The following is a 19,401-nucleotide window of genomic DNA, read 5'->3' on the forward strand; positions in this document are numbered from 1 at the left end:
CCCGCGCGCCGTTCCCCCGCTCATTGCGGGAAGCTCATCTTGATGGAGACCCCCAGGTCGGGACGGTTCCTCACCCGCAGCACGCCCTCGAGCGAATGCACCACGATGTCCTTTACCGCCGACATGCCGATCCCCACCCCCGCGACCATGTTCGATTCGCCCGCCGTGCTGAAGCCCTTCCTGAACACGAGCCCCACGGTTTCGTTCTCCGAAAGCTCGTCCGGGTTCCTCCCGTCAAGGAGCCCCCGTTCCGCGGCCTTGCTCCTTATCTTTCCAAGGTCGAACCCCGCGCCGTCGTCCGAATAGAGCACCGTGTAGCTGCCGTTTTCCTGGTATACGTGGACGTTCACGCGTCCGGCCTCCTCCTTGTTTTTCTGCTTCCTCGCTCCCGGGGTCTCAATGCCATGGGCGATTGAGTTGCGTACCAGGTGGACCAGCACCTCTTTCAGGAAGCGGTACTTGACCTCCGGGAGCCCGTCGATATCGTATATGAAATTGAGGACGGCCTTCTTGTCGAACTGGACGAGGGACTTTTCGTTCACGAGCTGGAGCTCCCGCTTGAGCGTGCCCAGGCTTGTCCAGTTGAGCTGCTCCATGCTCTTCTGGAACTGTAACAGGTCCTCGATCTTTAAATTGTTTTCCCGGTGGCGCGCGACCAGGTCCTGGATGGCACGCTTGAATTCGCCGTAGCGGTGCGCGTCCATGGTGACCAGGTCCTTTCCCAGCCTTTGCGTACCCTCCCCGATCGAAAAGAGGCGCCGCGCGATCATGTTGACGCGGTCGATCTTCCCGTAGAGCCCCTCGTAGTACTCGATGATGTTCAGGTTCTGTTCGAGCGTTACCGTGCCGTCGGCGATTCCCTTGATATAGGTCTCGAATTCCTTCGCCGCCGCCGCGATCTCGTCGAATCCCAGGGAGAAGGCCTCTCCCTTGACCAGGTGGGTCATTCCCAGGATTTTGTAGAGGATGTCCCGGTTTTCCGCGTCCTGGACGATAAACTGGTACAGCTCCTGTATCTTCCCGATCACGTCGTTGGTCCCGTTAATGAAATCCACCACCAGGTCGCGGTCGTTCCTGAAAATCTGGGTCATGATTCCCAGCTCGTCCTGGAAGGCACGCTCGCGCACCTGCAACTCCTGCTCGGTGCGCTCTTCGAGCGTGACGTCGTCGAAGATGAACATTACGTTTTCGACCCCGCCCGAGACGTTCTTGATCCGCACGATGCGCGACTTGATCACCTTCTCGCGCTCCTCGCCCTGGAGGTGGTACATGTAGGTGAACTTGCTCACGGGATTCACGTCGTTCAGCATGGAATCCGCCGTGGTGCCTCCCTCGAAGCAGAGGTCCACAAATTCGTGGACCTCCTTCTTCAAGGCCCCCCACAGGTGCGTGAAGATGGTGTCGAACGCCGATTTTCCCGCGTAGTCCCTGGGCCCGAATATCTCCGTGAAGCGCTTGTTGTATCCCACCTCGATGTTATAGGCGCGGTCCACCACGCAGATTGCCTCCTGGATATTGTTCGTGATGTCCACCAGGTGGTCCAGGTAGACCGAAAGCTCCTTCATGAGCTTGTGGACCTCTTCCTGCTGCTCGGTATTCTCGAGCTGTTCCTTTACGTGCGCGTGCTCCGCCGCGAGCGCGGCCGCGTCCCGCCTCACGCGCCCGTGCAGGGCGCCCGCGAGGCCCGCGAGCAGGGGGACCGGGAGCGCGATCCACAGCTCCACGCCCGGAAACCACGCGCCCCCCGCACCGCCCGCCAGGGCGCGCAGGAATCCCGCCACGAGCGCGGCCAAAGGGAAGAGCATCCCCGCCCCCGCACCGGCAAGCGCCCATCGGATCACTTCATTCATTTTTCCTTCCCCGCCCCGGCGTCCCGTATGCGGCCCGGGCGCCTCCTATTCCCATGTCGCCACGAACTCGGTGCAGGGATCGCCCACGGTAAGCGACCGGGCGATCTCCACCTTCACGTTTTTCTGCCCCGATATCTCCACCGCGCGCTCCATCCATCCCCCGATGCGCCGCTCCACGATCGTGTGCATCTCGGGGAACAGGGTGATCTGCATGCTCACCCTGTTTTTTTCGCTCTCCGCCACGCGCAGCGCGCTCGGCTTGTAGTAGGTCGCGAAGATGAGGCTCGCGCGGTTGATGAGCGAATCCACGGAACCCAGCTTCACGAACAGCCGGTATATCCCGTGCAGCGCGAAATCGGCGGAAAACCTTCCCCCCTCCCAGGCGCCCTTGAGGTCCCCCCCGAAAAAGAGCTCGCATATCTTTTCCGTGGGCTCGATCATCATCTCCCTGAGCGGGTACCACGAATCGAGGCGTATCGCCGCCGCGTGCAGCTCCCGCGACGCGACGGGAAGCGCGTCCAGCCAGCGGTCGAGCCCTTCCCTTCCGAACTCGTTCATGACGAATTCCCGGATGGATCCAAGCGCCGAGCCCTTTACATCCACGGTCACACCTCCACATCTGTGACGGTATTCTCGCACGTCTATTGGAAAGGACGTTTTTGAAAAGCGCGGATTATACCTTTTTGTATAAAGTACTATAATAGATTCGGATCAGCAAATTTTTTTCCCTTCGACTTCGCTCAGGGGGCGCGACTCCGCTCAGGGGGCGATGCGTCCCCTCCGCCACCGCTCGTTGCAGGCTTCTACGCCCGTTAAATTTCCATTGCCGTCGTCCAGGCCCCGGCTCTCCTATTCTAACACGCCTTGCCGTAGTTTGGTCAGCCGGCCAGGTTGTGAGTAATAATAAGCCGCTCGTTGAGCGGAGCCGAAACGAGCGGCAACGATGAAATTGTCGCCGAAATTTGACTTTTAGAATATATTTCATTAACCTGAATCTATATCGTGCCTTCCTCCCGTATTTGCGTTTACCGACGTGCTCGCCTCAGGGGAGGGGGAACATTGACACAGCGCCAGCACTCAGGACCCCGCCGGGGTTTTTTTTCAGGCCGGGGACGGGGCTGGTGACGTAATTATTTTCGGTGTGCCTGTAATTTCAGAACAGGAGCGTGCGGGTATACATATGGAACACACGATCAAGTTGAAGCTTAAGCCCGAATGGGACGAGATCGAACCGGCGAGGGAAAAGAGCTCGAGGTTTTTCGAAACACACGGGTTTTCGGAGGACCACGTCAACTCCCTGATAATGGTCATCAGCGAGCTCGCCGAGAACGCGGTCAAGTACGGCGAGTACCCGGGGGGCAAGGGGAGCGTAGGCCTGAGCATCGAGATCGACAACAAGACGGTGATCATCGAGGTGACCAACCCGGTCAAGACCGGCGATATGTCGTTCCTGAAGCACCTTGACGAAACAATCCAGTGGATCAGGGGGTTCCAGGACCCGTTCGAGGCCTATGCGATCCGCCTCAAGGAGGTCGCGACGAGGCCCCTGGCCGACCGGGAGAGCGGCCTGGGGCTGGTGAGGATATCGTACGAGGGACAGTCAATCCTGGATTTTTTCGTGAGCGACGACAACGTGCTGAGCGTCTCCGCGGTGTACAACTACTGAGTGCGGCAGGGGGAAAGACATGACGAAGGAAAACTACACAGAGAACATGCTCACCATCGAAGTGGAGGAGAGCGAAGAGGTCATCAACATCAAGCTCCTGGGCAAGAGCATCGACCGCACCCCGGGCGCCTTCATCACGCCCATATTGAACAGGGCGCTGGAGAAAAGCTCCGCCGATAAAAAAGAGCTCGTGCTCAACTTCCTGGACCTCAAGTTCATGAACTCGTCCACCGTGGCGCCGCTTGTGAAGATACTGGACCGCGCGAAGCGGGGGGACAACCGGGTCACCATCCTGTACCACAAGAACCTGAACTGGCAGGAATTGAGCTTTTCGGCCCTCATCGTTTTCCAGACGAGGGACCAGAGAATTCAGATCAAAGGGATATGAACGCGTATGAACCTTAACGATAAATCTTTCGAGGGATTTCTCACCCGCAGCGAGGAGCGCATCCCGGTGCACGTGACGTTCGCGTCCCGGTACACCCTGTTCGCGCATTTCCCGAACGGACACGAATTCACGGAAGGCGCCGAGTTCAACAAGCTCACCCTGGCGCACGGCGAGGAGGACGTCGAGTTCGGCCGGTGCATGCTCATGCTCGAGGCCAATATCGACGGCCATGCCGGCAGGCTCGTCTTCTCCGACGACCTGTACAATTTCGAGACATTCTTCCAGAAGAGCCTGAATATAAGCCTGCAGACGTTCTTTTCCAACCTGCCGCTCCTCCTCTCGCACAAGGAAAAGATCCGGCAGTCCTTCAAGGACTACACGGGGGGACTGTCCTACGACCTGAACGTGTACAAGCAGTACTTCGACAATATCGACGCCGAATACTCCGGGGAACCCGAGCACGTGCGCAGCGTCATCCAGCGGGCCATAATCGACACCGAGGGCCGGAAGTACATGAACTATTTTACCGTGCGGCTGAAGGAGCTCGAGGACGAGGTGAAGCACTACACGCGCGAGGAGCACGAGCGCCACGGGTTCTATTTCCGCAAGCAGGTCTGGAACCTGATCATGACCTCGGAGCTCATGGCGCGCACCAACCTGAAGCCGCGCGGCTACGTGGGCGATTCCGAAATGATGCGCATGATCTACGAGAACGACTACTGGGGACCCACGACCTTCTCGAAGCTCATGCACAAGCACCCGATAGAGCACCCGGCGGCACAGGCGGTGCGCAACAGGAGGGTCCGCATCGCGAAGATGCTGCGGGAGACGCTCGGCATGTTCCCGAACCTGCCCCCCAAGGGTTTCAGGATACTATCGGTGGCGTGCGGGCCCGCCTACGAGATGCAGGACCTGTTCCGCGAGCAGGAGGATTTCGAAAGGGTGGACCTTACCCTTCTGGACCAGGACAGGACGGCGCTCCTGGAGGCCGCGAAGAATATAGAGCGGATCGAGAAAACCGCGCACAGGAAGGTGAAGGCGACCTACCTCAAGGACTCCGTGCGCACCATGCTCTCCTCTTCGAAGCTCCCGGAAAAATGGGGCCAGTTCCATTTCATCTACTCGATGGGACTTTTCGATTACCTGACGCCCCCCGTCGCGCGCGCGGTGCTCCAGAAGCTCTTCGAGCTCCTGCTGCCGGGCGGACACATGGAGGTGGGAAACTTTCATGTGAACAATCCCAGCCGCACCTACATGGAGTACTGGTTGGACTGGGTGCTCTACTACCGGACGGAGGACGATTTCCTGAACCTGCTGCAAAACCAGAACGCGGAACAGCAGGTCGCCTTCGAGGACACGGGAAGCCAGATGTTCCTGCACGTGAGGAAAAAGGAGTAAGGGGGCCGAGACGCTTGAGGATCAGGGGCGGGGCTGACTATCTATGACAATTATGAACGGTATCCATGGCGAAAGCGGGGATGCGCTTCCCGAAATCGTCACCGCCGATTTCGAAGCGTATCTCACCACGATCATCCACCAGTGGCTGAAGACGCTCACGGGCCTGGGGTTCACGCTGGTCCCGTTTTTTTTCATACTCGACTACGTGACCGCGCCCCGCGAGCTCGCGTTCAGGTTCGGACTGTACCGGCTCATCTGCACGGGAATACTATTGCTGCAGTACCTCCTCATACGCAACACAAAGCCGGCAAAGCTCTCGTACCTGCACGGCTATTTCGTCTCGTTCAACGTAGGCGGGGTAATCGCCCTCATGACCGTGGACCTGGGGGGATTCGGCTCGCCGTATTACGCGGGGCTCAACCTGGTGATGATCGCGGTCAACATGCTGCTCCCGTGGAAGCCCATTCACTCGATCGTGAACAGCTCGATCATACTGGTCACTTACACCTTCCTCAACGCGGTATGGGGGGGAGCCTTCATCGCGAGCGACCTGGCCAACCACCTGTTCTTCATGTCGGCAACCGCGGTGATTGCGGTGAGCATCAACTGGGTGAGGCTCAACCTCATCAAGAAGGAGTTCCTCCTTCGTTCCGAGCTTAAAAAGGCGCGCGACGCGCTGTGGGGGGAGATGGAAATCGCGAAGCGGATCCAGACCGCCCTGCTTCCCAGCCGCAGCAGGATCGGCTGCCAGGAGGACGGCGGCTGCTTCGATATCGCCTCACTGCTGGTCCCCGCCGCCGAGGTGGGGGGGGACTATTTCGACATCATCGAAACGAGCAAGGGGGAGCGCTGGATCACCATAGGCGACGTCTCGGGACACGGCGTCGAATCGGGCCTCATCATGATGATGACGCAGACGAGCATCTCCACCATCGTGCACAACACCGCCGGGTATAAGCCCTCGGTGATCCTGAACGCAATCAACACCGTCATAAAAGAAAACATCTCCCGCCTGGGGGCGGACCACTACATGTCGGTAACGGTGATCCGGCTCAACCAGGACAACATGCTCGTCGCGGGCCTGCATCAGGATATACTCATCTACCGGGCCTCGCTCAAGAAGGTGGAGGTGGTGCCCACGAAGGGCACCTGGATCGGCATCGTCGACCGCATCAAGGAATACACCGAGGACATGACGGTGCCCGTCGAGGTGGGGGACATCATCCTGCTCTTTACGGACGGGGTGACGGAGGCCACCAACGAGAAGGGGGCCATGTACGGGCAGGACAGGCTCAAGCTCGCGCTCATCCATTACGCGGAGCTGCCCGTGAGCGATATCGTGAACAAGATATTCCAGGATATCTCCGGCTTCTCGCGCCGCCAGTACGACGATATCACCCTGTTCGTCATGCGCAGGGATTCCTGAAATTTAATAATTGAATTTTTACGGGGCCCGTTGTCATCGTAGAGACGCGATTAATCGCGTCTCTACGATTATACCCGGCCGTTTGGCGCCCCATAAATCCAACCGCGGAGAAACCCATGCCCAACCGCTACGCGCTCATGATCGTCGACATGCAACGCTACTACCTGGAGGCGGAATCGGACTACTGCCGCTATTTCGAATCGCTGCGCCCGGGATCGCTCGACTATATCCTGGCGCGATGCCGCGCGACCGTAATCCCGAACATCCTCGATCTGCGGGGGCTCTTTCGCCGGATGGACCTTCCGGTAATCTACCTTCGTCTATGCGGAACGAATCCCGGCCGGGAAGACCTTCACCGCTTCTTCCGCGGGACGTGGGAGGCCGGACGCGCGCGCGGATTCGCGGACGTGTACCCGCTCCGCGCCGATCCCTGGTCGCAGGTGCTGGGCGCCCTCGCGCCCGCGCCGGGGGATACCGTTATCTGCAAGACAACCTACAGCCCCTTCGCCTCCGCCGATATCGCGGAGGCGCTGGGCGCGCTCGGGATCGCGGGCCTCGTGATGACGGGGCTCGCCACCAGCCAGTGCGTGGAGACCACGGCGCGCGACGCGTCGGACCGGGGCTTCGAGATCGTGCACGTGGAGGACGCGCAGGCGGATTACGACGAGACGACGCACCACGCGTCCCTCTACAGCTCGCGCGGCGTGTGCGGCGGGACCATCGTCGGGACGCGCGATTTTATCGAACATCACGATGGATTTCTGGTGTGACACGCCACCATTTCCGGCAGAATGCCATCTATAGCACCCACGGAATAGGAGAGGTGGGGATTTATGAGATTGATGAGATATAACAATGAATGAATCAATAAACACCGCCGCGATCGAGCGGCTTCGCCGGAGGGAGGAATTCCTCTGGATTAACCCGGATCGCCCGCCCGTGCGCGAGACGCTCCCCGCCCTCCCCCTTTCGCGCGCGGACATTGCCGACGCGGCGGACCGCTTCACGCGCTTCGCACCGCTCATCGCCGCGCTCTTTCCCGAGACGCGCGAGACCGGCGGCATCATCGAATCGCCCCTGATACCCGTCCCGAAAATGCAGGCCGCATGCGGGTCGTTTTCACGCAGAGGGGTCCCGCCGGGACGCCTCTACGTGAAGGCGGACCACCTGCTCCCGGTCGCCGGCTCCGTGAAGGCGCGCGGGGGCATCCACGAGGTGCTCTGCCATGCCGAGGAGCTCGCGCGCGCCCACGGGTTTCTTCGCGGCGACGAACCGTACACGGCGCTTCTCGGCAAGGACGCGCGCGCGCTTTTCGGCGCGCACACGGTATCGGTGGGAAGCACGGGGAACCTGGGGCTTTCCATAGGGACCATGGCCGCGGCGCTCGGATTCCGCGCAACGGTGCACATGTCCGCGGACGCAAAGGCCTGGAAGAAGGACCTGCTCCGCGCGCGCAGCGTAACCGTGGTCGAGCACGCGTCCGACTACTCGGCCGCGGTGAAGGCCGGGAGGGACGAGGCCGCGCGGGACGGGAACGCCTATTTCGTTGACGACGAGAATTCATCCCGTCTGTTCACGGGCTACGCCGTCGCGGGGGAGCGCCTGGAGGCCCAGTTCGCATCCGCGGGCGTCCGCGTCGACGGGGAACATCCGCTCTTCGTCTACATCCCGTGCGGCGTGGGCGGGGCGCCCGGCGGGATCTGTTTCGGGCTCGCACACGCGTTCGGCGACGACGCGCACTGCTTCTTCGCCGAGCCGCTGGAATCCGCGTGCATGATGCTGGGTCTCCTCGCGGGTTTCTCCGGCGACGTCTACGATATCGGGCTCACCAACATGACCGCCGCCGACGGGCTCGCGGTCGGGCGCGCCTCCGCCTTCGCGGGCGGCATGATCACGCGGCTGGTCGCGGGCTGTTTCACCGTGGACGACAGCCGCCTCTTCAGGGACCTCGCCCTCCTCTACCGTACGGAGAATCTGCGCATCGAACCCTCCGCCGCGGCAGGATTCCCCGGGCCCGCGATGGTGCGCTCGGGCGGGGAAGGCGCGAACTACCTGGACGCGCACGGTCTCGCCGGGAAGGAGGCGCAGATAACGCACGTGATCTGGACGACCGGCGGATCGCTGGCGCCGATACACGAATTCGAACGGTACCTCGCCCGGGGATAACGAAGCCCCCGCGCCTATTCCTCGTCCTCGCTGTCCTCTTCCCCCAGGGTATACGTGACGTTCAGGTAGAGCACCGAGCCGTAGGTCGAATAGGTGTTCGAGGACTTGACCTTTTCCCCGTCGCGATAAATCTTCGCGGTCAGGGAATTCGCCTCATCCCCGGTAGTGATATCCACCTCCACCTCTTCCACATCCTCGAGCGTGATCGTGGAGGAATAGATCACCCCCGATTGAGACTCGTCGCTAAAGTATTCCACGTTTCCGTCCGCGTCGTACCAGCCGGAAAAAGGAGCGCCGTTGCATATTACCGTGATCTTGATTTTTTCGGCGTCATCCGAGCAGGAGAGGTCCAGGGGCGCGAAGACGAGCGCGCACGCGGCAACAATCATTCTCATCACCGCCGGCGCTCCCCGGCCGGCCCGCGATATCGGCCCCCCGTTTATGGGAAACCCTGAAGACTGCGCATCAATATCGGGCATAATAATTCCTCCAATAAAGAACCGAACGTTAGACCCCGGGATGCGGAAATCCGTTTGACAAATTTTTCGGATGCGCGATTTTTCCGAAGCTCCCCGCAGGCGTGCGCCGGTCCGCTTGACCCGGATTCTTTCACAGAGTACTTTCAATTAGAAATGTTACGATCTCCTGTTCCTGCGCATCGGTCCCCCGTCCGCGACGGGCGATGCGTACGGATTTATTTCGAATAAATGATGGGAGGCCCTCCATGCACGAACACCGGCCCGCGCACATGACCCTGGACAGGTACCTCGTGCAGCGCCAGCGTTCGTATCCCGGCGCAACCGGCGAGCTCAGCCGCGTGATGAACCAGTTGGGCACCGTGGGGAAAATCATATCGAGCTACATGCGGCGCAGCGCCCTGGGCGGGATGAAGGGGATGACGGGGGAAATCAACGTGCAGGGCGAGGAGGTGAAAAAGCTCGACGAGATCGGGAACACGATCTTCGTCGAGGCCTTCGAGTATGTCGACATCGTGGGCGCGATCGTTTCGGAGGAGATGGCCGAGCCCAAGGTGATCTCGTCGGGGAGCGGGCCGGGCAAGTACGTCGTGCTCGTGGACCCCATAGACGGCTCCTCGAACCTGGACGTGGACTGCGTGATCGGCTCGATATTTTCCATAAGGAACCTGAAGGGGGACATCCTCGATTCGATTTTGCAAAAAGGAAGCGCGCAGGTCGCCGCGGGCTACATCATGTACGGGACCTCCACCCTGCTCGTCTACAGTGCGGGGGACGGCGTGCACGAATTCGTGTTCGACGAGCAGATAGGCGAGTTCGTCCTGAACCACGAGAGCGTGCGCATGCCCGCGCGCGGGAAGGTGGTGAGTGCCAACTACGGCAACTACGGCGCGTGGGCGCCGGCCGCCCGGAAATTCGCCGACACGCTCGACTCCGGGGACGGCGACCGGCATGCCCTTCGCTACTCGGGCGCGCTCGTCGCGGACCTGCACCAGATCCTCCACCGCGGCGGCGTCTACTTCTATCCCGACGACACGGAGCGTCCGCAGGGCAAGCTTCGCCTCCTCTACGAATGCGCCCCCCTGGCCATGATCGCCGAACAGGCGGGCGGCTCCGCGACGACAGGCCGCGTGCGCATCGCCGACATTAAGCCCCAGAGCGTGCACCAGCGCGCACCCTTCGCGATCGGGAGCATGTGGGAGATGGAGAGGTACGAGGAGGCGTATAGCGCGAATGGTGGAACCAGATGAACTATACAGTACTGCCGGAAATTCCCATGAACCTGCCGTAATAGCCGAGGAAAGCCTTCAATTCATCAAGATTGCTCGTGAGTATCGCATACAATTCGCGTTCGCCCACTTCCCAGTAAATGTGCACCAGACGGTTCCTGAATTTAATAGCCTTTACCAGGGACGCGGCAAATTCGAGCGGATACGCGGCCTGTTCGGACAGTATCATGATGGCATGTGAATAATCGTCCGGTGGAGTCAGGCTGTTCTGCGATATGGCGTGATTACAGAGATCGATCACCCCTTCGATCGCCACAATGAAATTGTACTTTGCACTGGAAACCAGATGCGGTTCGCTCGAGAATCTTTCGAAAGGAAATTTACCGATATCCTCAAGCAGATGGATCGCGTTTTTAATTTCCGCGCATATTTTGGTTATTTTCTCAGTGGAGTATTTCAAAGCTGAAACATCTCTTTCAATAATTGGTCCCGGTGATGCTTGAATCCAAGGTAGCGGCGAATTACGACTTCCTTGAAATCGGCGTACGCGTCCTCGTCTCTTACGAACAGCATTATGTTGTTTTTAATAACGCCGTACTGGAAAGCGACCGGCGCGCCGTTCAACAATCGTACATCCACTTCCCGGGGATACGCGCGCAGCAGCGAAAGCGCCGTTTCGATTTCGAGCTCATAGTCGAGGGCGGATTCCGGCGCACGAGACAGGAGCAGCGCGACGTCGATGTCGTTGTATCTGCCGCCGCCGGTGAAAGAGCCGTGGACGCACGCAACCATCACCTCCTCACGTGCTAAAAAATACGCGCGTAATTTCCCGATCACCGCTGATTTTTCCGGTTGCGCTTCCATGTCCCGATATTCACCCGGAAAACCCGATGAGTCAATACTATTTTTGTCCGGACTTCCGTATGAGGTCCCGGTACCAGAGCCCCGAATCCTTGATCGTGCGTTTCTGTGTGGCAAAGTCGACGTGGATGAGCCCGAAACGCTTGTCGAAGCCCGCGGCCCATTCGAAGTTGTCGATGAGCGACCACACGAACACCCCCTTGAGCCGGGAGCCCTCGTCCATCGCGCGGCGCGCCGCATCCAGGTAGCTCGCGAGAAAATCGATCCGGATGCCGTCGTGCACCTTCCCGTCCGCCGCTACGACGTCGTCGAAGGCGGCGCCTGTCTCGGTGATATAGACCTCGGGGTTCCCGTACTCGCGCCTGATAATGTCCAGGCACTCGCGGAGCCCCTCCGGGCGGATCTTCCAGCCCATGCTCGTGCGCTGTTCGCCGTGCTCGTCGACATACTGCGCGTCCGGCACGTCCGCGCCGGTGATGTCCGCCTGTATGACGGGCATGTACCAGGCGCGGCTCGCGTGCTCGGTGCTGTAGTAGTTGAGTCCCACGAAGTCGGTTTTCTGCGCGATGAGCTCCATGTCGCCGGGACGGATTTTCGGACGGAACGGCCATGCGCGTTTCCAGAGGGGCTGCGGATATTCCTTCTTGTAAAGCGGCGCGAGCGTGATATGGTTCATGAACTGGTTGGCGAGAAGCGCGGCCTTCGCGTCCCCGGGTCTGTCCGTGAGCGGGTGCACGGGCGTCATGCTCACGGTGATCCCCGCCTTCGCGTCCGGGGCGAGGGCGCGGATACGCTGCATCCCCTTCCCGTGCGCCAGGAGCACGTTATGCATTACATGGAAGAAGGCGCGAAACGACATGCGCCCGGGGGCGTGCTTCGCGATGAGGTGCCCGAAGCATGAGAATTCCCAGGGCTCGTTGATGGTGATCCAGTTCGTGACGCGGTCGCCCAGGCGCTTCACCACGACCTCGGCATAGTCCGCAAAGAGGTCCGCCGTGATACGGTTCGCAAAACCCTTGTACTTTTTCTGAAGCGCAAGCGGAAGATCCCAGTGGAAGAGCGTGGGATACGGCGTGATTTTGTTCTTTAAAAGTTCGTCAACCAGGCGGCTGTAGAAATCGAGCCCCTTTTCGTTTATGGCGCCCTCGCCCTCCGGCATGACGCGCGGCCAGGATATCGAGAACCGATACGCCTGGAGGTCCATTTCCCGCATGAGGGCGACATCTTCCGCATAACGATGGTAATGGTCGCACGCGACGTCCGCGTTCTGGTTGTTCCGGACCTTCCCCTTTTTGTGGGCGAACTCGTCCCAGGTAGAAAGCCCCTTGCCGTCTTCGTGAATCGCTCCCTCTATCTGGTACGCCGCGCTCGCCGCGCCAAAGAGAAAGCCTTTGCCCATCTGCGGAAAATCCATGAGAACCTCCTGGTTTTGCATTTCGATTTCTGGGTGCATAGTCTTCGATTCCCCCTCCCTTGATGGGAGGGGTTAGGGGAGGGTGAGCACGAGAAACGCATCCCGAATGCTGTTAATGGACAATGCCTTTCACCCCCACCTCGATCCTCCCCCGTCAAGGGGGAGGAGGTGATGAGTTAACGTATCATTTCAAATTCATGCTGCTCCACAAAGGACGCTGCTCATGCAAAAACAATGCAATATTTCAATCGCGGGACCTTCGGGCGGAATTATGATAGTGGGAAATTTGAAAAGTCAAGACAATACCCAAACCGTTATCCGAAACCAAATCCTTCATCTCCCCCATCCTTCCATCCATACCTCTCCTATTCTTACACACTGCGCCAGGGGATTACACGCCCCTCGCAAGCACCGCCGCGCCGATCGCGCCGTTCACCTGGGCGGTGGGATGGACGATGATGGAAAGCCCCAGTCTCTCCTCGAGCGCCTTCACGATGCCGGGGTTCTTCGCGACGCCGCCCGTCATCATGACCGGCTCCCGCACGCCTACCTTGCGCGCGAGCGCCGATACGCGCGAGGCGACCGATTCGTGGATACCCGCGACGATGTTCGCGCGCGGTTCGCCCTTCGCGATGAGCGAGATGACCTCGGACTCGGCGAAGACGGTGCACAGGCTCGAGATGGGGGCCGATGCGCCGGCGTGCGCGCAGAGGGTGCCGAACTCGTCAAGGTTACTTTCAAGGACGCGCGCCATCACCTCGAGGAAGCGGCCGGTGCCGGCCGCGCACTTGTCGTTCATTGCGAAGTCCTTCACGCGCCCCTCGTCGTCCAGGAGGATCGCCTTGCTGTCCTGTCCGCCAATGTCGATGATCGAGCGGACGCGCGCGTCGGTGAAGAAGGCCCCGGCCCCGTGGCAGATGATCTCCGTCATGGACTTGTGCGCGAACTTCACGGCATTGCGCCCATAACCCGTCGAAACCACGCGCTCGATGGAGGCCTCCTCCATCCCCAGCTCGTCCAGCAGGTCGGTGAATATTTTTCTCCCCGACTCCGCCGCGTTGTACCCGGTGAAGCCCGTGAGTGTACCCAGCACCTTTCCCTCGTGCAGCATCGCCGCCTTTACGGAAATCGATCCTATGTCAATGCCTGCGGTGACCATTAAGATTTCTCCATGCTTTTTCCACCAGCCCCTAAATCCCCCGGAGGGGGACTTTGAACTCACTTCTCAATGTTCACATCATCCCGCGCCTTTACCCCCCTTTGGGGGGCCAGGGGGGCGGGACAAGGGGGTATTCGAAATCAGTTCTTCTTCTGCGCGAGCGTTTCCATGAAGGCGTCTATGCGCGTTTCGATCTGGCTCTCGCTGAAGTTTCGCTCGTCCACCATGTCGGCCTCGATGATGAGGGACGGCACGCCGAACTCCTTCATGACCATGCGCTGCAGGTCGTACTGTCCCAGCGAATAGGGCTTGCAGCTCCTGTTCGAGTGGATGACGAGCCCGTCCGCCTTATACTTCGTGATCATCTTGCGCAGCGTATCCAGCATCATGTCGATCGAGATGTTGATGTACACGCTCGAGTACGCGATCGCCGCTGATTCGATAAAGTTGTTCTCGTCGATAAGGTGAACCACGCCGCTCCAGGCGGACGTGTACGTGTCGGCCACCAAGCACGCCCCGTGCGTCGCGAATTTGTCCGAGAGCCACTTGGTCTTGTACCACACGGGAAGGTTGTCCCAGAGCAGGCGGTACTTTTCGTCGGGCACCATGCCTATGCCGTCGGCGATGCGCTGGCGCATCTCGTCTCGAAGCTCGGTATAATAATCGATCACGGTCTGCGTTCCGCGCAGCGTCACGATGAGCGCGAGATGGAAGAAGGCGTCGAAGGCCGTCATGGGCGCGGGGCTGTGCATGGTGGTGTCGAGCACCTCCTGCCAGAGCCTCTGTCCCTGGACCGCGAGGCGCCCCACCTGGTCCATGCGGTCCATGTCCATCTTCTTACCGCACTGCTCCTCCAGGAAGGTAATGTACTCGAGCATCTGCCGGCGCACGTAGTTCTTCGCCTCGACGGAAAACTCGGTGTGAATGAAGGGCGTGTCCAGAATGAACAGCGGCACCTTGAAATAGCGCGCCTGCACCTCGTACCACTTGAGCACCGTCCCACAAATGTTGTTGCAGCACACCAGGAAGTCCGGCGCGGGCAATCCGCCTATCGGCCCCCCGTTGAGCGGCGCGCACGCGATGTCCGAGCGCGCATACGAGCAGAGGTCGCGCGCGTATCCCATCGCTTCCGCTTTCTCGCACAGGTCGACGCCCATCTTGGAGGCGCCAATCATCGCGCCGTGATTCTCGGGGTATACCGGGATCACGTCCATCGCGATGAGCGGCTCCACGGGCCCGCCGCTCGTGATCCACGCGACCTTCTTCCCGTTCTGCTTCGCGGTCTTCGCGTCGATATAGTACTCGGTCATTATCTGCTTCATGCGCTTGACCGCCTTGATCTTGCGCGCGTCCTTCATTTCAGCTTCGGTTTTAACTGCCATGATGCCCTCCTTACGGTCTTTTCGTCGGCAACCTTCGTCGTACTAAGCTTGGTCCGGAATCCCCTCCCCCTTGATGGGGGAGGCCGGGTGGGGGTGGATGGTATACTCTACAGCAGGCATGCTTTTCACCCTCCCCTAACCCCTCCCATCAAGGGAGGGGAATTACCCTTTATAACATATCAATAAACGTCTCGAACCTCGTGCGTATCTGCCCTTCCGCCTGGGGCTGCTCTTCGACCTCGTAGAGCATCGAGGGGACGCCGGCTTTGTCCAGCGCCTCCTTCATGTACGGGTAGTCGAAGCACTGCGGATCGCAGAATTTCAGGTAGATGAAGAGCACCCCCTGCGCCTTTTTCTCTTTCACCAGGCTCACCAGATTGTCTGCGCGCGCGGTGTTGCCGTTGTGTTTCGCGGGGCACACGACCCTGTCCAGGTAGCGTTTCGCGATCGCGTCGACAGCGGGGGCCGATTCGCCTATCGCCCCCTCGAAGGAGCGCGTCCCGGTACAGAGCTCGTCCCACACGACCGCCGCACCGTACTCCTCGATGATCCCGTAGAAATTCGGGTGGTTGCAGATGCCGCCCGCGAGCATGACCCGCTTGGGCGCCTTTCCCGCCGCGGCCGCCTTCGTCCTCACCTCCGCGGCGAGCTTCTCCAGGGCCGCGAGGAAGTCCGCGCGGTCCATCATCATGCCCGCCTTGATCACCGCGTACATGGCCGCGCCCGAAATGGCCCAGGGCGCGCCGCTCCTCAGTTCATAAATTTCCTTGAGCCGCGCGCGGATCGCGTTGTAGAGCTTCACGCTCGCGGCGAGCTTTTCGTCGGTGATTGTCACGCCCATCGCCTTCTCGAGGTCGCGCCGGAACTTGTGCATCACGTCCTTCATGTAGTCGCGCGCGCTGTCGGTGGTGAGCTTGACCGGGAGCACGACGTCCAGGTGGAATTTGAACTTCGTGTTGAGCCTCCAGATGTCCGAAAGCCTCTGTATCGAATCGCAGGTGTGGGGGAACACCGTCCCCTCCAGGAAGGAAAGGCTGCCGTCCAGCGCCTCTTCCAGTCCCCCGCGCACCAGCGAGCAGCTGTACGCCTGCAGGTGCGCGTCGGCGAGGGTTATGTTCTTGCCCGTCCCGAATATCCTGAACGGGAGCGCGCCCGCGGCGTGGATGATCTCCTCCGGCGCGTAGCTGCAGAAGTATCCCACGACCTTGCCGCCAGTCCGCGCCTTCCAGTCCTTCGCATACGCGTAAGGATCGTTCACTACTTTATTGAAGATGGCTTCCATCTGCATACCCCCGTGTTATTTGTTGCCCGTGAACTTGCCCTCGGCCTTGAGCCTCGCGATCTCCTGGTCTTCGATCTGCTTGAAGGCGACCTTCCCCACCAGGGTGAGCGGCAGGTCCTTCCGGAATTCCACCTCGCGCGGGCAGCTCCACTTGATGATCGTTTTCTGGCAGTGCTTTATAATCTCCTGCTCCATTTCCTTCGTTTCCTGGGACGGATCTTTGAGAACGACGAAGGCCTTCACGCGCTCGATCTGCTCGCGGTCCGGCACCCCGATCACGCAGGCCATCTTGACGGCCGGGTGCTTGTAGATTTCGGCCTCCACCTGGGACGGGTACACGTTCATCCCCGATGATTTTATCATACGTTTCTGCCGAAGTCTAAAATAAAAGAAGCCGTCGGCGTCCATGCTGCCCAGGTCGCCGGTGTGAAGCCACACATCGCCGTCGGCGTGCTTCCGGAGGACCTCCGCGGTCTCCTCCGGCTGGTCAAGGTAGCCAAGCATCACGGCGGGCCCTTTGAGGCAAATCTCGCCCTCTTCGCCCGCCGGGACCTCATCCATAGTCCCGGCCTTCACGATCTTCGCGTCCATGTCCGGGAAGGGCACGCCTATGCTGTTCTCGCGGTATTCCATGAGGGGCATGGCCATGATGCCGGTGACCGCCTCGGTGAGCCCGTAGCCTTCAAGGAGCTTCACGTTGCCGCCGCCGCCGCCCCGCACCACTTCTTCAAAACGCTCCTTGACGACCCGGGGAAGCGAATCGGCCCCCGAAAAACAGCCGCGCAGGCACGAGAGGTCGGTCTTGTGGAACTTGGGATTGTTGTTGAGCGCCTCGAAGAGCGTGGGTACGCCCACGACGAAGGACGGTTTCTTCTTCTTGATGAGACTGGCGACCTGCTCGGCGGTGAACTGCGGGATCATGATGCATTTCCCGCCACCCATGAAGCTCGAGTTCACGCACACGCCAAGTCCAAAGCCATGGAAGATGGGGAGGATGGCGAGGATGGAGGCGTCCTGATCCAGTCCCACCCAGTTCGCGCACTGGAGCCCCTCGGCGATGAAGTTATAGTTCGAAAGCATGATGCCCTTGGGCTTGCCGGTGGTCCCGCCGCTGTAGAGGATGACCGCCATGTCGTCGGTCTTCATGTCGCTCGCGGGCACGTTGGGGAGCTTTTCCTTCATGAGGTCGGCGAACCAGCGTACCTTCGGGTCGGCCGGCACTTTTGGGATCTTCCGTCCCATCGTGAGCTTGAAACCAATGCCCTTGAGGGCCGGCAGGTAATCGGGCAGCTTCGTGAGTATCAGCGCATCGAGAGGGGCGTTTTTCATGGCCGATTTGAATTTGCCGTAGAAGGCGTCCAGGGTGAGGGCGAAGCGGCTCTTGCTGACCTGGATGTAAAACTCGATCTCCGCGACGGTCGACAGCGGGTGGATCATGCTCGCGATCGCCCCCAGCTTGTTCGCGGCGTAGAAGCATATGACGCCCTGGGGGCTCGTGGGCATCGATATCGTGATCCGGTCGCCTTTTTTAAGCCCCATCTTCGCGAGCGCGGCCGCGCAGCGGTCTATCTCGCCGATAAACTTTCTGTAGGTTGAGGTGAGTCCCAGGAAATCGTACGCGATCGATTCGGGACGTCGCTCGGCCGTCATGCGCACCACCTCGTACATGGTCACTTTCGGGTAATCGATGGACTTGGGAACATTACCGTAAAACTTGGTCCAGGGACGTGCGCTGCTCATCGTAGGCCTCCAGGGGGATGAATTGGTTGTACTATAATGCCGTACACTATACTACATTGTAGTTTTTTATTCTTGTATGTCAAGAAAATATTTGCTAATATTTAACCCATGCCCAATGGTGGGCTCCGCTGGAAACCAATGCAATGACTACGAAGAAAAAGCCGGCAAAACAGAAGGCGCGCGGGAACGGGCAGAAGCTCATCCAGTCGATAGAGCGCGCCGTCGACATACTCGCCCTGTTCATCGCGGAGAAGAACTCGATCGGGATCACCGAGTTCGCGCAGAAGATGAAGCTCCCCAAGACCACGATCCAGGGGATCGTCCAGACCCTTGCCGCGCTCCACATGCTCGAAAGGGACCCCGCAAGCGCGAAGTACCGCCTGGGGCCCATGCTCTTCCAACTGGGCATGAAGTACGCGACCAACCTCGATTTCGTCAACATCACGCGCGGATGGGTTGAGCGCCTCTGCTACCAGTACCGCCAGCCCGTGAACGTGGGCATGATGGTGGGGGACCGCGTGATCCTGGTCCTTCGCGTAGAGCCGGAGAACCGCTTCATGGTCTTTCCTCAAGTAGGCTCGGTCCTGCCCGCGCACTCGACCTCGATCGGCAAGATGCTCCTCGCGCATATAGACGACGCGCGCCGGGAGGAGCTCCTGCGCGATTACCGCTTCGAGGGCCTGACCCTGAACACCATCACCGACCGCACATCGTTTATAAGGGAGCTTGAGCGCGTCCGGTCGGAGGGGGTGAGCTTCGATGACCAGGAAAACATCATGGGGCTCTCCGGCGTGGGGGCGCCGCTCTACAACCACACGGGGCAGGTGGTCGCGGCCTTCGCGCTTACCGGCGACACCGCGGTCATCAACGAGAAACGCGCGGACATCATCGACACGATCAAGAGCATCTCGAAGATAGTCTCGGACCAGCTGGGGTATACGGCGGGGTGACCCTTCGACTCCGC

Annotated in this window: 18 protein-coding genes; 8 read left to right on the forward strand and 10 right to left on the reverse strand. The window is 60.0% G+C overall.

Annotated features, from left to right (window positions below; all coding sequences use genetic code 11):
• Positions 1-20: 20 nt before the first annotated feature.
• Positions 21-1,850, reverse strand: coding sequence for a hypothetical protein (locus tag EPN93_06200; GenBank protein ID TAL37017.1), 1,830 nt, complete (start codon positions 1,848-1,850; stop codon positions 21-23).
• A 45-nt stretch (positions 1,851-1,895) separates the two neighbouring features.
• On the reverse strand, positions 1,896-2,453 hold the full coding sequence (locus tag EPN93_06205) for a hypothetical protein (GenBank protein ID TAL37018.1): 558 nt from the start codon (positions 2,451-2,453) through the stop codon (positions 1,896-1,898).
• Between the two features lie 577 nt (positions 2,454-3,030).
• Between EPN93_06205 and EPN93_06210 the strand changes: the two genes are divergently transcribed.
• The 6 genes from EPN93_06210 (at position 3,031) to EPN93_06235 (ending at position 8,894) form a co-directional block, all read left to right on the forward strand.
• Positions 3,031-3,516, forward strand: coding sequence for an ATP-binding protein (locus tag EPN93_06210; GenBank protein ID TAL37019.1), 486 nt, complete (start codon positions 3,031-3,033; stop codon positions 3,514-3,516).
• Between the two features lie 19 nt (positions 3,517-3,535).
• Entirely contained in the window at positions 3,536-3,904 is a 369-nt protein-coding gene (locus EPN93_06215) for a hypothetical protein (protein TAL37020.1), read from the forward strand.
• Positions 3,905-3,910: 6 nt separating this feature from the next.
• Positions 3,911-5,302 carry a class I SAM-dependent methyltransferase gene (locus EPN93_06220; GenBank protein TAL37021.1) on the forward strand — a complete coding sequence of 464 codons (1,392 nt, stop codon included), beginning with the start codon at positions 3,911-3,913 and terminating at the stop codon, positions 5,300-5,302.
• A gap of 52 nt (positions 5,303-5,354) precedes the next feature.
• The gene (locus EPN93_06225) at positions 5,355-6,728 is read left to right on the forward strand and encodes a LacI family transcriptional regulator (protein TAL37136.1); all 1,374 of its coding nucleotides are present in this window, start codon (positions 5,355-5,357) and stop codon (positions 6,726-6,728) included.
• A 116-nt stretch (positions 6,729-6,844) separates the two neighbouring features.
• Positions 6,845-7,498 (forward strand): cysteine hydrolase, encoded by a 654-nt coding sequence (locus tag EPN93_06230; protein TAL37022.1) that lies wholly within the window; start codon positions 6,845-6,847, stop codon positions 7,496-7,498.
• An 85-nt stretch (positions 7,499-7,583) separates the two neighbouring features.
• Positions 7,584-8,894 (forward strand): D-serine ammonia-lyase, encoded by a 1,311-nt coding sequence (locus EPN93_06235; GenBank protein TAL37023.1) that lies wholly within the window; start codon positions 7,584-7,586, stop codon positions 8,892-8,894.
• A 14-nt stretch (positions 8,895-8,908) separates the two neighbouring features.
• Here EPN93_06235 and EPN93_06240 read toward each other — a convergent pair whose 3' ends face one another.
• Entirely contained in the window at positions 8,909-9,289 is a 381-nt protein-coding gene (locus EPN93_06240; protein TAL37024.1) for a hypothetical protein, read from the reverse strand.
• Between the two features lie 353 nt (positions 9,290-9,642).
• Here EPN93_06240 and EPN93_06245 point away from each other — a divergent pair, with 353 nt between their 5' ends.
• Entirely contained in the window at positions 9,643-10,620 is a 978-nt protein-coding gene (locus EPN93_06245; GenBank protein TAL37137.1) for a class 1 fructose-bisphosphatase, read from the forward strand.
• 1 nt (position 10,621) lies between these two features.
• Here the strand turns inward: EPN93_06245 and EPN93_06250 are convergent, their stop codons facing one another.
• The 7 genes from EPN93_06250 to EPN93_06280 form a co-directional block, all read right to left on the reverse strand.
• Positions 10,622-11,104: a DUF86 domain-containing protein gene (locus EPN93_06250; GenBank protein TAL37025.1), complete on the reverse strand. Its 483-nt coding sequence runs from the start codon at positions 11,102-11,104 to the stop codon at positions 10,622-10,624.
• Positions 11,056-11,463, reverse strand: coding sequence for a hypothetical protein (locus tag EPN93_06255; GenBank protein ID TAL37026.1), 408 nt, complete (start codon positions 11,461-11,463; stop codon positions 11,056-11,058). Before EPN93_06255 ends, EPN93_06250 begins: the two co-directional genes overlap by 49 nt.
• A 37-nt stretch (positions 11,464-11,500) precedes the next feature.
• Positions 11,501-12,874: a beta-glucosidase gene (locus EPN93_06260; protein ID TAL37027.1), complete on the reverse strand. Its 1,374-nt coding sequence runs from the start codon at positions 12,872-12,874 to the stop codon at positions 11,501-11,503.
• Positions 12,875-13,265: 391 nt separating this feature from the next.
• Positions 13,266-14,033, reverse strand: coding sequence for a 2-hydroxyglutaryl-CoA dehydratase (locus EPN93_06265; GenBank protein ID TAL37028.1), 768 nt, complete (start codon positions 14,031-14,033; stop codon positions 13,266-13,268).
• Between the two features lie 140 nt (positions 14,034-14,173).
• The gene (locus EPN93_06270) at positions 14,174-15,391 is read right to left on the reverse strand and encodes a 2-hydroxyglutaryl-CoA dehydratase (GenBank protein TAL37138.1); all 1,218 of its coding nucleotides are present in this window, start codon (positions 15,389-15,391) and stop codon (positions 14,174-14,176) included.
• A gap of 193 nt (positions 15,392-15,584) precedes the next feature.
• Positions 15,585-16,703 (reverse strand): 2-hydroxyacyl-CoA dehydratase, encoded by a 1,119-nt coding sequence (locus EPN93_06275; protein TAL37029.1) that lies wholly within the window; start codon positions 16,701-16,703, stop codon positions 15,585-15,587.
• A gap of 9 nt (positions 16,704-16,712) precedes the next feature.
• Positions 16,713-18,437, reverse strand: coding sequence for an AMP-dependent synthetase (locus tag EPN93_06280; GenBank protein TAL37030.1), 1,725 nt, complete (start codon positions 18,435-18,437; stop codon positions 16,713-16,715).
• A gap of 143 nt (positions 18,438-18,580) precedes the next feature.
• On the opposite strand from EPN93_06280, the gene EPN93_06285 reads away from it, so the two are divergent.
• Complete coding sequence (locus EPN93_06285) at positions 18,581-19,387, forward strand: IclR family transcriptional regulator (GenBank protein ID TAL37031.1); 807 nt, start codon at positions 18,581-18,583, stop codon at positions 19,385-19,387.
• Positions 19,388-19,401 lie beyond the last annotated feature (14 nt).

Source organism: Spirochaetota bacterium (assembly GCA_004297825.1).
In the GTDB taxonomy this organism is placed as follows: domain Bacteria; phylum Spirochaetota; class UBA4802; order UBA4802; family UBA5368; genus FW300-bin19.

Excerpts from the sequence above, each read along its gene's own strand:
- EPN93_06200 (TAL37017.1), bottom strand. The coding sequence starts at position 1,850 with ATGAATGAAGTGATCCGATGGGCGCTTGCCGGTGCGGGGGCGGGGATG.
- EPN93_06210 (TAL37019.1), top strand. The coding sequence starts at position 3,031 with ATGGAACACACGATCAAGTTGAAGCTTAAGCCCGAATGGGACGAGATC.
- EPN93_06215 (TAL37020.1), top strand. The coding sequence starts at position 3,536 with ATGACGAAGGAAAACTACACAGAGAACATGCTCACCATCGAAGTGGAG.
- EPN93_06220 (TAL37021.1), top strand. The coding sequence starts at position 3,911 with ATGAACCTTAACGATAAATCTTTCGAGGGATTTCTCACCCGCAGCGAG.
- EPN93_06225 (TAL37136.1), top strand. The coding sequence starts at position 5,355 with ATGAACGGTATCCATGGCGAAAGCGGGGATGCGCTTCCCGAAATCGTC.
- EPN93_06230 (TAL37022.1), top strand. The coding sequence starts at position 6,845 with ATGCCCAACCGCTACGCGCTCATGATCGTCGACATGCAACGCTACTAC.
- EPN93_06235 (TAL37023.1), top strand. The coding sequence starts at position 7,584 with ATGAATGAATCAATAAACACCGCCGCGATCGAGCGGCTTCGCCGGAGG.
- EPN93_06240 (TAL37024.1), bottom strand. The coding sequence starts at position 9,289 with ATGAGAATGATTGTTGCCGCGTGCGCGCTCGTCTTCGCGCCCCTGGAC.
- EPN93_06245 (TAL37137.1), top strand. The coding sequence starts at position 9,643 with ATGACCCTGGACAGGTACCTCGTGCAGCGCCAGCGTTCGTATCCCGGC.
- EPN93_06255 (TAL37026.1), bottom strand. The coding sequence starts at position 11,463 with ATGGAAGCGCAACCGGAAAAATCAGCGGTGATCGGGAAATTACGCGCG.
- EPN93_06260 (TAL37027.1), bottom strand. The coding sequence starts at position 12,874 with ATGGATTTTCCGCAGATGGGCAAAGGCTTTCTCTTTGGCGCGGCGAGC.
- EPN93_06265 (TAL37028.1), bottom strand. The coding sequence starts at position 14,033 with ATGGTCACCGCAGGCATTGACATAGGATCGATTTCCGTAAAGGCGGCG.
- EPN93_06270 (TAL37138.1), bottom strand. The coding sequence starts at position 15,391 with ATGAAGGACGCGCGCAAGATCAAGGCGGTCAAGCGCATGAAGCAGATA.
- EPN93_06275 (TAL37029.1), bottom strand. The coding sequence starts at position 16,703 with ATGCAGATGGAAGCCATCTTCAATAAAGTAGTGAACGATCCTTACGCG.
- EPN93_06280 (TAL37030.1), bottom strand. The coding sequence starts at position 18,437 with ATGAGCAGCGCACGTCCCTGGACCAAGTTTTACGGTAATGTTCCCAAG.
- EPN93_06285 (TAL37031.1), top strand. The coding sequence starts at position 18,581 with ATGACTACGAAGAAAAAGCCGGCAAAACAGAAGGCGCGCGGGAACGGG.